This window comes from Achromobacter maghribensis (assembly GCF_057334215.1).
Genome location: NZ_JBHFII010000013.1, coordinates 1 through 15321, shown reverse-complemented (window position 1 = coordinate 15321; position 15321 = coordinate 1). Strand labels below are relative to the sequence as shown.

The following is a 15321-nucleotide window of genomic DNA, read 5'->3' as shown; positions in this document are numbered from 1 at the left end:
CCCCCCCGCGCCGTCGTCTTCGGCACCCAGGCCGACCGCTTCCTGGCCTCGCACGAACTCGAAGCCGAAGTCTTTGGCCCGGCCTCGCTGGTCGTCGCTTGCAAGGACATTGCGCAAATGAAGGCCGTGGCCGAACACCTGGAAGGCCAACTCACCGCCACGATTTTCGTGGACGATGCCGATGTGACGCAGGCGCAAACGCTGCTGCCCGTGCTGGAACGCAAGGCCGGCCGCATCCTGGCCAACGGCTACCCGACCGGCGTCGAAGTCAGCCACGCCATGGTGCATGGCGGCCCCTTCCCCGCCACGTCGAATGCCGCCTCCACCTCGGTGGGCGCCACGGCAATCCGCCGCTTCCTGCGCCCGGTCTGCTACCAGGACCTGCCCGATGCGCTGCTGCCCGACGGGGTGAAGCGCGGCAACCCGCTGGATCTGATGCGCATGGTTGATGGCGTGATGACGGCAGGCTGACCGCCCACGCGATGCGTCATGGAAGCGCCGCGCCCAAGGCATGCGCCTTTTGGCAGCCTGAGGCCGGCGCGCCACACTCGGTTTTCCCCAGGGTTGCCAAGGCGGTCCGCGGCACGCCATAATCTGCGCTCATTTATTAATTGATACGTGTTCGCATTGGCAATGGTGCGGCCCCCTATCGTGAGCGGGCGAAATCGTGAGCGCATCACCAGGTTTATCCCAGGACTTCGAGCATCTATACGGCAATCATCATCACTGGCTGCTCGCCTGGGTGAACTGGCGTCTGGGCAATGCCGCCGATGCAGCGGATCTGGCGCATGACGCGTTCGTGCGCCTGCTGACACGGCCGTGCCATTTCGAGAACCCGCAGCAAGCCCGCGCTTACCTGCGCAAAATGGCCAATGGCATGTGTGTCGACCTTTGGCGCCGGCGCAGCCTGGAACAAGCGTGGCTGGAAGCGTTGGCGGCACAGCCGGAACCCACGGCCGCTTCCGCGGAACAACAGGCCATGGTGCTTGAGGCCCTGGGCGAAATCGACGCCATGCTTCGTGAATTGCCGCCCAAGGTGGCGCACGCCTTCGTCATGGCCGTCGCGTGCGACATGACGGACAACGAAGTCGCCGCGACGCTCAACGTGTCATCACGCATGGTGCGCAAGTATGTCGCGCAGGCCATGCTCTGCTGCATGAAGCTTGAAGCCCGGCTGACCGCCGGCCTGGCCGACGCGCCGCCTGTGCCGGTTTCCCCGACCGCCGCTGCCGTGCCGCCCACGCCATGACCGTCATGGCCTCGCCCGAGCCCTCGCACCGTGCAATGGAAGAAGCCGCCGAGTGGTATGCCTTGCTGCGCACCGGAGACGCTTCGGCCGCCGACCAACAGAAATGGAAACAGTGGCTGGCCCGCGATGACGCGCATCAGCAGGCGTGGCGTTACGTCGAACGTGTCGGCCGCCGCTTCGCTCCGCTGCAAGCCAGCCCCGACCGCGACGCTGCTGTCGCGGCATTTCACCAGACCGTCAGTGCCGCGCCACGCCGGCGGCGGCAGGTGTTGCTGGGTCTGGCCGGCGGCCTTGGGCTGTCCTGGCTGGGATGGACCGGCTGGCGCGAAACGCCCTTGTCCGCCCTGGCATCGCTGTGGGGCACGGACTATCGCGCCGGCGTGGGAGAAACGCCGCAAGTTGCGCTGCCCGACGGCACCACGGTCTGGATCAAGGCCCTGAGCGGGTTCAATCTGGCCTACAGCGACACGCAGCGCCGCCTGGAATTGGTGGCGGGAGAAATACTGGTCGATACCGGCAAAGATCCGCTGCGCCCCTTTGTCGTCGATACCGCCGAGGGCCGGCTGCAGGCCTTGGGAACGCGCTTTTCCGTCAGCCATGGCGATGCCGGGATCCTGGTCGCCGTCTATGACGGCGCCGTCCGCGTGACCCCGGCGGGCGCCGGCGCAAGCGCGGTCGTGCCGACCGGCCGCCAGGTTCGATTCACCGCCGACGCGCTGCAGCCGCTGATGCCAGCCGACCCCGCGCGGGAAAGCTGGCGCAACGGCCTGCTGCTGGCCGACGGCACGCCCCTGGCCGACGTCGTCGCCGAACTGCGCCGCTACCACGCCGGACACTTGGGCGTTTCGCCCCAGGTGGGGCAATTGCGCGTATTTGGCAGCTATCCCCTGGATGACGCGAATCGCGCGCTCGACATGCTGGCTTCGGTGCTGCCCATCCGCCTGAGCCGCGCCCTGCCTTGGTGGGTAAGCATCGAACCGCGCTTGAAGTCGGATTGACGCTGCAAAAAAATGGGGCTTGGCGGTTCCGCTTTTCGCCGCCTCGTTCGATTAAGGAAAGTGAGAGTCCGAGAGTCCAGCCGCCGCACGGCGTTTCCGTTCGCGTCGTCGCCGCCGCGCCTCTCGCTTCCTTCCCATCCCTTGATCGAGCGCACAGATTCCGTCATGCCCCATCGTTTCCCGCCTGCCCTGACCATTTCCGCCCAGCCTGCCGCGCGGCCCATGGCGTGGCGCGGCCCGCGCCGCGGCCCCTTGCTGCCGTTGGCGCTGGCCGCCGCCCTCTCGGCCCTCTGGACGCCGGTGCCGCATGCGCAGCCCGCGCCCACCGAAGCCAGCCAAGCCGCCGAGCGGCAGACGTTCGACATTCCTGCAGCGCCGTTGAACCAGGTGCTGACGCGCCTGGCCAACGAATCGGGCATCTTGCTGGCCGCGCCCCGGGACCTGCTGGCCGGACGCCAGAGCGGCGGCGTGCGCGGGCAGTATTCCCGCCCCGAAGCGCTGAATGTGGCGCTGGCCGGCACAGGCTTGCGCGCCGCGCGCGAGGCCCCGAATCAGTACCGGCTGGAAGCCGTTGGCGAAACCGGCACCGCGCTGCTGGACACCGTGACGGTGACCGCCAGCGCGCTCTCCACCGGCTTGCCACCGGTGTATGCCGGCGGCCAGGTCGCCAGCGGCGGGCGCGTTGGGCTGCTGGGCAATCTGGGCGACCTGGACACGCCCTTCAGCGCCACCCAATACACCGCCAAGCTGATTGAAGATCAACAGGCGCAGAACATCGGCGATGTGCTGGTCAACGACCCTTCCGTCCGCAATACCTATTCGCGCGGCGCCGGGCGCGACGAATTCAATATCCGCGGGTTCTCCCTGTTCAACTACGACGTCGCGTTCAATGGCCTGTACGGCGTCTCGCCGCGCAATTCAAGCTCGTTGATCGGCGTCGAACGCGTGGAGGTCCTGCGCGGCCCGAACGCGCTGCTCAACGGCATGGCGCCCTATGGCTCCGTAGGCGGCGCCATCAACCTCGTGCCCAAACGCGCCGGCCCCGACCCGCTCAATCGCTATACGCTGACCTACATTGGCGACTCCCAGTTTGGCGTTCACGCCGACCTGGCGCGCCGTTATGGGGACGATCAGGAATGGGGCGTGCGCCTGAACGTGGCCGGCAGCGGCGGCGACCTGCCCCAGGACGGTTCGAAGGAAGACCTGGGCGCGGTCGCCCTGGGCCTGGACTACCAGAGCGAGCGGTTTCGTATCGACGGCGACATCAACTACCAGAACCGGACCACCGACGCGCGCAGCGGACTGCTGTTCCCGCCGGAGCCCGGGATGGACATCGGCGCGGCGCCCGATGCGCGTCGCAATTTCTTCCCATCCTGGACCTACTGGAAGACAAAGGAATGGTCCGGCGCCCTCAGAGCCGAATTCGACGTGACGCCGGATTGGACGGTATATGGCGCCGTGGGCGCTCGCAAGCACGATTTTGAAAGCATGCAGACCAGTTGGCTGATGCTGGACAGCACGGGCGACATCGGCGCCGTCCCCGCCCGCCTGAACGAGACGCTGCTCAGCAAGACGGGAGAAATCGGTGTGCGCGGCCGTTTCAACACCGGGCCGGTCAAGCACGAGCCGTCGCTTTCGGCCAGCGCCCTGGCAATCGACTATTCCTCGGCCCGCATCCGCTCAAGCACCGTCTTCTCGAACCTGTACCACCCCGCCGACTTGCCGAAACCGGACATCGCCCGGCCGGACGACCTGCCGAAGACCAGCGAATCCCGGCTCTACAGCATTGCGCTGGCCGACAAGATCTCGTTCGCCGACGACCGGGTCCAGGTCATCGCGGGCGTGCGGCACCAGCGGATCGAGTCCACCAACTTTGACGCCGCCACGGGGCGCACCGCTTCGGAGTACGAGAAATCAGCCGTCACGCCGGCGTTCGCGTTGACGGTCCGGCCCACGCAGCAGCTGTCGCTGTACGGCAATTACATCGAAGGCCTCAGCCAGGGCGGCACCGCGCCGGAAGGCGCCATCAATGCCGGACAGATGTTCCCGCCGGAGATCTCCAAACAGTTCGAAGTCGGCGGCAAATACGACTTCGGCAATTTCTTCACCACGCTCAGCGCCTTCCAGATCGAGAAGCCCAGCAGCTACCTGGACCCCGTCAGCCGCCGCTATGTCTCGAATGGCCAGCAGCGCAACCGCGGCTTGGAATTCCTGGTGCAAGGCGACGCCGCGCCGGGCGTCCGCCTGCTGGGTGGCGTGGCGTACACCGATGGACGCCTGACGCGCACGGAAGGCGGCGTGAACAACGGCAATGTGGCGCCTGCGGTGCCGCGCTTCCAATTCAATGCCGCGGCGGAATGGGACACGCCGTTCCTGCCGGGCCTGACATTGACGGCGCGGATGTTGCGCACCAGCCAGCAGTACGTGGATGTCGGCAATACGCAGCAGATTCCGGGTTGGACGCGTTTCGACGTGGGCGCGCGGTATGCGTTCAAGGCCAACGGCACCCCGATGGTGGTCCGCGCAACCGTGGAAAACGTGTTCAACAAGGACTACTGGCAGTCCGCCGCGCGTGAAGGCCTGACCGTCGGCGCGCCGCTGACAGTACTGTTGTCGGTGTCCGCGGAATTCTGATCCGGCCAGGAACCGGCGCCACGCCGCGCGGCGGCCCTACGCGCCGTCGCGCGTCACCTCACGCGTCACCTCACGCGGCAGGTCCACCCGGAAATTCGTCAAGCCGTCTGCCGACGACGCACTGATGCGGCCGCCGTGGCTCAAGACGATCTGCTGCGCGATGAACAGGCCCAGGCCCAACCCCTTGTGCCCTTCGGCACGGTGCTCTCCGCCCCGGAACGGGTTGAACAGGTGGGGCAGCAATGCCGGGGAAATGCTGCCCCCGTTGCTGACCGTGACGGCCACGCGGTCAGCCGCCGTCCCGTCAGCCCGGATGCGCACGGGGATGTCGCGGCTGCCGTGGTGCAGCGCGTTGCCCACCAGGTTGCTGAATACCTGGGACAGACGCGCGGCGTCCCAGGCGCCCGCCAGGTTGCCACCGCACTGGCATTCAATCTGGCGGCCCGGGTAGCCCGTCTGCACTTCGTCGACGGTACGTTGCAGCAAGGCGTCAAGGGACATCCATGCCGGCTCCAGCGTCAGGCCGCCCGCCTGCCGGATGCGCGTGACGTCCAGCAGGTCGTCGATCAGGCGGGCCATGCGCTCGCTGCTCTGGATCATGCGCTGCGCCACGCTGGCCACGCGCGCGTCGTCGTTCTGGCGCTGCAGCAGCGCCGCTCCCATGACGATGGATTGCAGCGGGGTGCGCAAATCGTGGCTTAGCACGGCCATGAACATCTCGTTGATCCGCAAGGCCTCGGTGCGCTCGTCCAGCTGCTTGGCCAACGCGCGCTTGCGCTCATGCAGTTCAAAGAAGACGTTCGCCTTCATGCTCAGCATGCGCGGATCGATGGGCTTGTACAGGAAATCGACGGCGCCGCTTTCGTAGCCACGGAATTGCCAGTTCTGCTCGCGCGAGCCGGCGGTTATGAAAATCAGCGGAATGTGGCGCGTGCGCTCGCTGCCGCGAATCAGCTCGGCCAGCTCGAAGCCGTTCATATCGGGCATTTGCACATCCAGCAGCGCCAGCGCCACATCGCCATGATGCAGCAGCAGTTCCAGGGCCTCTGGCCCGGATTGCGCTTTCAGCACTTCGACCCGGCCGCTCTCCAGCAGCGCTTCCAGCGCGACCAAGTTTTCCGGGACGTCATCGACCAGCAGGCACTTGATGCGTTCGTCTTGCGGTTTGGCGGATGTGAGGAACATGGTGTCGGAACAGGTTGGGATTACGGCAGGCGCGGTGTGCGCAGTTGAGCGAAGAGCGTGGCGATTTCACCGGGCGTCAGCACTTCGTGCGCCGGCTGGCGCGCCAGCGCCGCTTGGGGCATGACGGGCATGGCCGCGCTGGACGGCGCCTGCACCACGGTGCGGCCGCCTGCGGCATGGATCGCGGCCAGGCCGGCTGCGCCGTCGCCATTCGCCCCGGAAAGCAACACGCCCAGCAATTTCTCTCCATAGCCGTCGGCGGCGGACTCGAACAGCACGTCGATCGACGGCCGGGAAAAATACACCGGTTCGCCGACCGACAGCGCCAGCCTTGGGCCCTGGTCCACCAGCAAGTGGTAGTCGGGCGGCGCGAAATAAAGATGGCCGGGGCGGATGGGAAGCTGGTCTTCGGCCTCTTGCACCGTCAAGGCGCAGCGCTCACGGAAAATATCGACCAGCAGGCTGCGCCGGTCGCGCACCAGATGCAACACGACGATGACCGCGGCATCCAGGTCCGCCGGCAAGGCGGGCAGCAGCGTATTCAACGCATCGATCGCGCCGGAAGATCCGCCAATGACGATCGCCTCCCAGGGGCTGGCCGCCGCCGGCATACGCGAAACGGACGCGGCCGCCGTCATCGTCCCGCCTTCTTGCGGTAGATGCGGTCGTCCAGCACGAAATCATCGAAGTTGCCGGCCTGCGAGGAAAACCGCAAGGACTCCCGCGACCCCAGCCCCAGGAAACCGCGATGGACCAGCGCATCGTGGAACAGGCCCAGCGCCCGGCTCTGGAGATCGCGCTCGAAATAGATCAGCACATTGCGGCAGGAAATCAGATGGACCTCGGCGAACACGCTATCCGTGGCCAGGCTGTGATCGGAAAAGACCATGTGTTCGCCCAAGCGCTTGTCGAACACCACCCGCCCGTACCGGGCGGTGTAGTAGTCCGACAGCGAACTGCGGCCGCCAGACCGGACATGGTTCGCGGAAAAGGCAGCCACCCGGTCCATATCGAAAATGCCTTGTTCGGCGGCGCGCAGCGCATGCGGATTGATGTCGGTCGCGTAGATCATCGCGCGCTCAAGCAGGCCCTCTTCAGCCAGCAGGATGGCAAGCGAATAGACTTCTTCACCCGCGCTGCACCCCGCCACCCACACCTTGATCGACGGATAGGTGCGCAGAATCGGCAAGACCTCGTTGCGCAACGCCAGGAAATACTCCGGGTCGCGGAACATGTCGCTGACCTGCACCGTCAGGAACTGCAGCAGCGCGGTGAATACCGGCGGGTCGTGCAGCACGCGGTCCTGCAATTGCGACAGCGTCTTGCAGCCGAACTGCGTCAGCGCGCTTTGCAGGCGTCGCTTCAGCGACGCCTGCGCGTACTCGCGAAAGTCATAGTGATAGCGGTGATAGATCGCATCGAGCAACAGCCGTTGCTCGATGTCTGCGATACGCGTTTTGGGGGTGGATGGCATGGTGGTGGTCAACAGGGCATGACGCCGACGGGCGCGTCAGCTGCGCATCCAGACACGGACGAGCGACAGCAGGCGCTCCACATCCAACGGCTTGGCAATGTAGTCGTTAGCACCGGCGGCCAGGCATTTCTCCTGGTCGTCCTTCATGGCCTTGGCGGTCAGCGCGATGATCGGCAGGCGCCGCCATTCGGGCCGCTTGCGTATCTCGCGCATCGCCGTGTAGCCGTCCATTTCGGGCATCATGATGTCCATCAGCACCAGGTCGATGACCGGCCGGCCGTCCGATCCGGCGCGGCCAAGCGCGTCCAACGCCTCGCGGCCGTTGCGCGCAATTTCCACGCGCACGCCGGTGGGCTCCAGAATGCTGGACAACGCGAACACGTTGCGCACGTCGTCTTCCACCACCAGCACGGTGCGCCCTTCCAGCGCGGAATCCCGGCTGCGGGCCAGCTCCAGCATCTGCCGCTGTTCGGGCGGCAACTCTGCTTCCACCTGGTGCAGGAACAGCGTGACTTCATCCAGCAGGCGTTCGGGCGAGCGTGCGTCCTTGATGATGATGGACTTGGAGAAGCGCCGCAAATGCTGCTCTTCATCGCGGGACAACGCGCGGCCCGTATAGACGATGACCGGCGGGAACGACACGCCCTCCTGCTCGGTCATCTGCTGCAGCAGCTCATAGCCGCTCATGTCGGGCAGGTTCAGATCCATGACGACGCAGTCGAAGGTCGTCTGGCGCAGCAGCGCCAGCGCATCCGCGGCCGTGGCCGCCGGCGCGATCTCGACATCGTTGCGGGCCAGCAACTGGCGCACGCTCTCGCGCTGTCGATCGTCGTCCTCCACCACCAGCACATGCCGCACATGACGGGTGAATTTGGCCTCCAGGCGCTGCAACGCGTGAACCAGTTCCTCGCGTTTGACCGGCTTCAACGCGTAGCCGGCCGCGCCACGGCCCATGGCTTCGCGGGCATAGTCCGCCACCGACACCACGTGAACCGGAATATGGCGAGTCTGCGGATTGCGCTTGAGCTGATCCAGGACGCCCAGGCCCGAGAAGTCAGGCAGATTGATGTCCAGCACGATGGCGTTGGGACGCTCTCGCGAGGCAAGTGCCAGGCCGTCCGTCGCGGTGTGAGCCACCGAACACCCAAAGCCCATCTCGCGCGCCAGATCGCCAAGAATGGCCGCAAAGCGCTCGTCGTCCTCGATGACGAGGATCCTGCGTTCGTTGGCGCCCGAAGGGTCGGCCGTATCGGAAGCGGCCGTGGTGGCGAACGCATTGGGCGTTGTGCCGGCGACAAGGGCGTCCGCCCGACGGGCCGGCTCGTCCGGCGCGTCGCCCGGGAAAGCCACGGGCGCGGCGTGCGCGAACGCGGACGAGGACGAGGACGACATCGCGGGCGCCGCCACGCTGCGCGCGCCCGGCACCGACCGCGTGCCTTCCAGCCGCAGCGGCAGCTCCAGCGTGAACACGCTGCCTTGCCCCGGTGTGCTGGCCACTGAAATGCTGCCGCCCAGCAGCGTGGCAAGATCGCGCGAGATCGACAGGCCCAGCCCCGTGCCGCCGAATTTGCGGTGCGTGCTGCCGTCCGCCTGGCGGAAGGCCTCGAAAATCAAGTCCTGCTGATCCGCCGACACGCCGATGCCGGTGTCCTGCACCGCAAACGCCACCCTGTCGCGCGAGGCCCGCGAGACGCGTAGGGCCACCGTGCCGCGCTGCGTGAACTTGAGGGCATTGGACAGCAGGTTTTTCAGTACCTGTCCCAGGCGTTGCGGATCGGTCTGCAAGGTGGTGGGCACCGCCGGATCAATGTCCAGTTCCAGCGCCAGCCCCTTGTCCTGGGCCATCGGCCGCAAGGGCTCCAGCAAACGCTGGAGCATCGGGACGACGGCCACTTGCTCGACCTCCAGCGTGGCCTGCCCGGCTTCGATCTTGGACAGATCCAGGATGTCGTTGATCAGCGTCAGCAGGTCGCTGCCGGCCGAGTAAATGGTCTGTGCGTACTTGACCTGCTCGGCGCTGAGGTTGCCGGGCTTGTTGTCCGACAGCAGCTTGGCCAGGATCAGCGTCGAATTCAAGGGCGTGCGCAGCTCGTGGCTCATGTTGGCCAGGAACTCGCTCTTGAACTGGCTGGCCTGCGAGAGCTCGCGGGCCTTCTCGGTCAGCGCGCCCTGCACCCGAAGCAGTTGCTGCGTCTGCGCTTCCAGGTTGGAATTGGTTTGTTCCAGCTCGGTCTGCTGCAGTTCCATGCGCGCCTGCGACTCTTGCAGGATACGGCTTTGTTGCTCCAGCTCTTCATTGCTGACGCGCAATTCCTCTTGCTGGGTCTGCAGTTCTTCCGCCTGGCGCTGGGTTTCCTCCAACAGCGCTTCCAGCCGTGACCGGTCCTGGCCCGAGCGAATCGCCGAGGCCAGCATTTCCGAGGCCCTTTCCAACAGGTTGCGCTCGCTGTCGCCCACCGGGTGGTTGAAACCCAGTTCGATCACGGCATACACGCGCCCGTTCTGGATGGCTGGCGTCAAGACAAGCTCGGCGGGATTCGAGCGGCCCGTGGCGGAGGCGACCTCAAGGTGCCCCGCCGGCACATTGCGCACGTGCAACAACCGGCGCGAACTGGCGGCCTGCCCGGCCAGGCCTTCGGCCGACTGGATCTTCTGCGCCAGGCGCTCGGGCGGCAACGCAAAGCCGCCGAAGAGCTCCAGTTCGCCGCTGCTCCGGTCAACCACGTATCCCGCGCCCACGTCGGCGTCCAGGTACTCGGCCAGATAATCCAATGCACGCTTGCCGATCTCGTCCAGGCGGTGATCCCCTTGCAGGCGCAGACTCAAGCCCGACAGGCCCGCCGTCACCCAGGATTGGCGCGCCTTGGCCCGGTACTCTCGCATGGTCATCCCGGCCGAGGCCAGGATCAGCACCAGCAGCAATGCCGAGCCGCCCCACGAGTAATAGGTCGACGTGGCGGCGGCCGCGGCCCAGGCTTCCTTGCCTTCCCTCAGTTCGTCCATCTGCCGCGCATACAGGTCGCCCACCAGATCGCGCAACCGGTCCATCGCCTCTTTGCCCGAATCGGTGCGCACCACGGCCATCGCGGCGTCCACATTGCCGGCCTTGCGCATCTCAACCGTGTCATGCAGTTCGGCCAATTTTTGCCGTGTGATGCCCGCGATGTCGCTGAGGATGCGGCGTTGCGCCGAATCGTTGGCCACGGCCTCCTTCACCAGAGACAGGCGTTCATCAATGAGGCCCAGCGAACGCAGATACGGCTGGAGGTAGGTCGTGTCGCCGGTCAGCAGATAGCCTCGTTGACCGATCTCGGCATCCTTGAGGGCCGAGTTGAACAGGCTGAGCTGGCGCAACGTCTCGGTCGTGCGGTCCACGGCCTTGACCGCCTGCTGACGGGTATCTGCCGAGCGCACATTGACGAAGGCGATAACCAGCGTAGCCAGCGCGGCCGTCACGAACCCGGCCAATAGCGTCCGGGGAAAGACATAGCGGTTGGCAGGCTGCGACGACGGATTCGGCATGGTAGCGGGTGGCGTGTTCTATAAAGGGGGGGGTGCGGCCCAGCGGTGCAACGATGCGGACGCCTGATGAAAAAGGCGCAGTCGCTGCAGTGGCCTAAGCGATGGACTATACCTGTTTTGGCGGCACGGGAAAGTGGCCCGCCGCCCCACGATTCAATAAAGCGCGCGCCCTCGAATCTGGGTAAAGTCACGCTGACGCAACGGCCTGGCCCAGCCGTCTGCACCCGACCGATTCCCAGCCGTCCCAACACCTCGAGCCGATGACAAACCCGCCCCTCTTCCCCATCGTCGTGGTCCTGGCCGCCGGCGCCGGACGCCGGTTCCGCGAGGCTGGCGGCAGCGGCAGCAAACTTGACGCCAGCCTCCTGGGCCGGCCGGTCCTGGAATGGACGCTGGCCGCGGTGCGCGACAGCGGCTTGCCGTGGACACTGGTGGAACGCCCCGATAACGCACACGCTGCCGGCGGCATGGGCGACTCCATCGCGCGGGGCGTGGCCCGCCACGCGGACGCACCGGGCTGGCTCATCTTGCCGGGCGACCTGCCCTTGATCGAACCCGCCAGTCTGATCGGCGTTGCCCAATCGCTACGCGATGCCACGCCTGGCGAACCCTGGACGGTGGTGCGCCCCCAGGTGGCCATGGCCGATGGGGCCATCCAACCTGGCCACCCGGTGGGATTTGGGCCGGCATGGCGCGACGCGTTGCTGGGCCTGAGCGGCGAGTCCGGCGCGATGCCGCTGGTGCGCCAGGCCACCCAGCTAGGCACCCTGCATCCGCTGCCATCGCAAGACGCCGGCTGCGTCCAGGATATCGATCATCCCGACGACCTCACCCGCGCAGAGCAAGCGCTGCAACGCAGGCCAGGCTGACGGCATTCGCCGGCGTGCGCCTTGTCGCCGCGCGGCGGCGCTATTTACTGCACCCGCAGTTTCCCATCGGCGATGATCTTCGCCCACTTGGCTTGTTCGCCGGTCTGGAATGCCGTGAACTCCGCTGGCGTGTTCGGCGTGTAGGCCAATCCCAAACCCTTCATCTTGGCGTTGACGTCCGGCTTGGCGATGATGGCGGCGATGGCTTTGTTCAGCCGGTCCACCACGGCCGGCGGCGTGTTGGCCGGCGCGTAGATGGCTTGCCAGCTGCTGACGTCAAAGCCTGCGACGCCCGCTTCCTGCATCGTCGGCACATCGGGCATCACGTCGGTGCGCTTGGCCGATGTGACCGCCAGCGCGCGCACCTTGCCGCTTTGCACGTAAGGCAGCGCGACCAACGCCGTTTCGAACGAGCTGGGAATCTGGCCGCCGATCAGGTCCTGGATGGCGGGCGCGCTGCCCCGGTACGGCACATGGGTCAGATGGGCCCCCGTCAATTGCTTGAAGACTTCGCCCGACAGGTGTTGAGAGGTGCCCTGCCCGGCCGAACCGAAGGCGATGGTATCGGGGTTGGCTTTGCCCGCGGCCACCACATCCTGCACCGTCTTGTAGGGCTGATTGGCGCCCACCAGCAACACGTTCGAAATGCTGCCCAGCAAGATCACCGGGGCAAAGTCCTTAGCCGCGTTGTAGTTGATGCCCGGCAGCAGCGACGGGTTGATCGCGTGCGTGGCGATCGTGCCCAGCAGCAAGGTGTAGCCGTCCGGTTTGGCGCGCGCCACGGCGTCGGCCCCCAGCACGCCACCGGCGCCGCCCTTGTTCTCCACCAGCACGGTCTGGCTCAGGCCGGCGCCCAGTTCCTGCGCGATCATGCGACCCAGGATGTCGGACGTGCCGCCGGCCGCGAACGGCACGACCAATGTGATGGGCTTGGCCTTGGGCCAATCGTCCGCGGCATGCGCGCCAGCGGTGGCCAGGGTGGTCAACGCCAACGCGGCGAACAACGTGCGGTGCAACAGGGGGAATGCCTTCAAGCTTGTCTCCTGAGAAGGGGTTTTTTATCTTGTACGTTATCGTATAACTTACGAGAAAGGAGAATACTGGTGGCCGGCCCCGCTTTCAATCTAGGGTAATTCCGAATCTGCCTGACACCGGACCCTCCTATGGTTGGCGAGGCCATCCAGAAGATCAGGCGTCACTTGTCGATCGAACTTGTATGTTGTACGATGACATACATCTACTCCCCTTTTATGGATGACAGGCATGACGACTCCCCAGGAACTCAAGGAAATCGTATCGGAAGGGCTGCTCTCCTTCCCCGTGACGGACTTTGACCAGAACGGCGATTTCAACGCCAAGACCTACGCCGCCCGCCTTGAATGGCTGGCTCCGTATGGCGCCACCGCCCTCTTCGCCGCCGGCGGCACCGGCGAGTTCTTCTCCCTGGCCCCCCAGGAATATTCGGACGTCGTCCGCACCGCCGTCCAGACCTGCGCCGGCAAAGTGCCCATCCTGGCGGGCGCAGGCGGCCCCACCCGCACCGCCATCGCCTACGCCCAGGAAGCCGAGCGCCAAGGCGCCAAGGGCATCCTGCTGCTGCCCCACTACCTTACCGAAGCCTCGCAAGACGGCATCGCCGCTTACGTCGAGCAGGTCTGCAAGTCCGTCAAGATCGGCGTCATCGTCTACAACCGCGCCCAGTCCCGCCTGTCGGCCGACAGCCTGGCCCAACTGGCCGATCGCTGCCCCAACCTGGTCGGCTTCAAGGACGGCATCGGCGACATCGAAGCCATGGTCCGCATCCGCCGCAAGATGGGCGACCGCTTCTCGTACCTGGGCGGCCTGCCCACCGCCGAGGTCTATGCCGCCGCCTACCGCGCACTCGGCGTGCCGGTGTATTCGTCGGCCGTTTTCAACTTCGTGCCCAAGACCGCCATGGATTTCTACCGCGCCATCGCCGCCGGGGACTCGGCCACCACCAACCGCCTGCTGGATGATTTCTTCCTGCCGTACCTGGAAATCCGCAACCGCAAGGCCGGCTACGCCGTCAGCATCGTCAAGGCCGGCGCCAAGCTGGTCGGCCACGACGCAGGCCCCGTGCGCGCCCCGCTGACCGACCTGACCGGTGAAGAGCTTGAAATGCTTAACGCCCTGATCAAGAAGCTCGGCCCGCAGTAAGCCGCTAGCCAGGCGCGCAACACCGCCACGCATTCCTGCCCCCGATTCGGGGGCGCTTTTTTTCGGAGAATCCTCATGACCTTGACCGGCCAAATGCTGATCGGCGGCACCGCCGTCCTGGGCTCGGGCGCCGCCCAACACGCCATCAATCCCGCCACCGGCGAACGCCTGGAGCCCGGCTTCCCCGCCGGTTCGTCGGACGATGTCGCACGCGCGGCCGAACTGGCCCGCGCCGCGTTTGATCCCTACCGCGCCGCGCCGCTGGAAACCCGTGCGCAGTTCCTGGAGACCATCGCGGAAGGCATCCTGGCGCTGGGCGACGCGCTGATTGAACGCACCCACCAGGAAACCGGTTTGCCCGTGGCCCGCCTGCAGGGCGAACGTGGCCGCACCGTCGGCCAACTGCGCCTGTTCGCCCGCGTGGTCCGCGACGGCTACTTCCTGGACGCCACCATCGATCCCGCCCAGCCCGACCGCCAGCCGCTGCCGCGCGCCGACCTGCGCTTGGCCAACGTGCCGCTTGGCCCCGTGGCCGTCTTCGGCGCCAGCAACTTCCCGCTGGCCTTCTCGGTGGCCGGCGGCGACACCGCGTCGGCACTGGCCGCGGGTTGCCCCGTCATCGTCAAGGCCCACAACGCCCACCCGGGCGCCTCTGAAATGGTCGGCCGCGTAATCCAGGCCGCCGTCGCGCACCACGGCCTGCCCGAAGGCACGTTCTCGCTATTGTTCGGCGCCGGCAGCGAAATCGGCACCGCTTTGGCGACGCACCCCGCCATCACCGCCGTCGGCTTCACGGGGTCTCGCCGCGGCGGCCTGGCGCTGGTCGCGGCCGCCAACGCGCGCCCCGTGCCGATTCCCGTCTACGCCGAGATGTCCAGCATCAATCCGGTGTTCCTGATGCCGGCCGCACTTGAGGCCCGCGCCGAAACCATCGCCCGCGGCTTCGTGGACTCGCTGGCCATGGGCGTCGGCCAGTTCTGCACCAACCCCGGCCTGGTCATCGGCATCGAAGGCCCCGCGCTGGAACGCTTCCGCCAGGCCGCCGCGCAAGCGGTCCAGGCCAAGGGCGCGGCCACCATGCTGACCCCGGGCATCTTCGCCGCTTACCAGGAAGGCGCCGACGCGCTGGCCAAGCACGCCAGCGTTGCCACGCTGGGCCGTGGCGAAGCTTCGAAACCGGCCGCCAATGCGGCCGGCGCCGTCGTCTTCGGC

Annotated in this window: 11 protein-coding genes and 1 pseudogene; 7 read left to right on the top strand and 5 right to left on the bottom strand. The window is 66.5% G+C overall.

Going from position 1 to position 15321, the window contains the following annotated elements; all coding sequences use genetic code 11:
- The 4 genes and pseudogenes from ACE039_RS05060 to ACE039_RS05045 all read left to right on the top strand — a co-directional run.
- Positions 1-471 (top strand): annotated as a pseudogene (locus ACE039_RS05060) (aldehyde dehydrogenase (NADP(+))); the annotation flags it as partial.
- A 193-nt stretch (positions 472-664) separates the two neighbouring features.
- Positions 665-1249, top strand: a complete 585-nt coding sequence (locus ACE039_RS05055) for a sigma-70 family RNA polymerase sigma factor (protein ID WP_485821813.1) — start codon at positions 665-667, stop codon at positions 1247-1249.
- Entirely contained in the window at positions 1246-2247 is a 1002-nt protein-coding gene (locus ACE039_RS05050) for a FecR domain-containing protein (RefSeq protein WP_485821811.1), read from the top strand. The genes ACE039_RS05055 and ACE039_RS05050 overlap by 4 nt, the downstream gene beginning before the upstream one ends.
- Positions 2248-2469: 222 nt before the next feature.
- The gene (locus tag ACE039_RS05045; RefSeq protein ID WP_485821812.1) at positions 2470-4881 is read left to right on the top strand and encodes a TonB-dependent siderophore receptor; all 2412 of its coding nucleotides are present in this window, start codon (positions 2470-2472) and stop codon (positions 4879-4881) included.
- A 36-nt stretch (positions 4882-4917) separates the two neighbouring features.
- Here ACE039_RS05045 and ACE039_RS05040 read toward each other — a convergent pair whose 3' ends face one another.
- From ACE039_RS05040 to ACE039_RS05025, 4 genes are read right to left on the bottom strand one after another with little or no spacing between them, the layout of a single operon-like run.
- The gene (locus ACE039_RS05040; RefSeq protein WP_448708733.1) at positions 4918-6066 is read right to left on the bottom strand and encodes a hybrid sensor histidine kinase/response regulator; all 1149 of its coding nucleotides are present in this window, start codon (positions 6064-6066) and stop codon (positions 4918-4920) included.
- Between the two features lie 20 nt (positions 6067-6086).
- Entirely contained in the window at positions 6087-6704 is a 618-nt protein-coding gene (locus tag ACE039_RS05035; RefSeq protein ID WP_485811698.1) for a chemotaxis protein CheB, read from the bottom strand.
- Positions 6701-7540 (bottom strand): CheR family methyltransferase, encoded by an 840-nt coding sequence (locus tag ACE039_RS05030; RefSeq protein ID WP_485821810.1) that lies wholly within the window; start codon positions 7538-7540, stop codon positions 6701-6703. The genes ACE039_RS05035 and ACE039_RS05030 overlap by 4 nt, the downstream gene beginning before the upstream one ends.
- 36 nt (positions 7541-7576) lie before the next feature.
- Positions 7577-11062 (bottom strand): response regulator, encoded by a 3486-nt coding sequence (locus tag ACE039_RS05025; RefSeq protein ID WP_485821809.1) that lies wholly within the window; start codon positions 11060-11062, stop codon positions 7577-7579.
- Between the two features lie 260 nt (positions 11063-11322).
- Between ACE039_RS05025 and ACE039_RS05020 the strand changes: the two genes are divergently transcribed.
- Positions 11323-11931 (top strand): nucleotidyltransferase family protein, encoded by a 609-nt coding sequence (locus tag ACE039_RS05020; protein ID WP_448709801.1) that lies wholly within the window; start codon positions 11323-11325, stop codon positions 11929-11931.
- Positions 11932-11975: 44 nt separating this feature from the next.
- Here the strand turns inward: ACE039_RS05020 and ACE039_RS05015 are convergent, their stop codons facing one another.
- Positions 11976-12965, bottom strand: a complete 990-nt coding sequence (locus tag ACE039_RS05015; protein WP_448709802.1) for a Bug family tripartite tricarboxylate transporter substrate binding protein — start codon at positions 12963-12965, stop codon at positions 11976-11978.
- A 229-nt stretch (positions 12966-13194) separates the two neighbouring features.
- On the opposite strand from ACE039_RS05015, the gene kdgD reads away from it, so the two are divergent.
- Positions 13195-14109: a 5-dehydro-4-deoxyglucarate dehydratase gene (kdgD, locus tag ACE039_RS05010; RefSeq protein ID WP_485821808.1), complete on the top strand. Its 915-nt coding sequence runs from the start codon at positions 13195-13197 to the stop codon at positions 14107-14109.
- Positions 14110-14184: 75 nt separating this feature from the next.
- A partial coding sequence (locus ACE039_RS05005) for an aldehyde dehydrogenase family protein (RefSeq protein ID WP_485821807.1) occupies positions 14185-15321 on the top strand: 1137 nt, incomplete at its 3' end.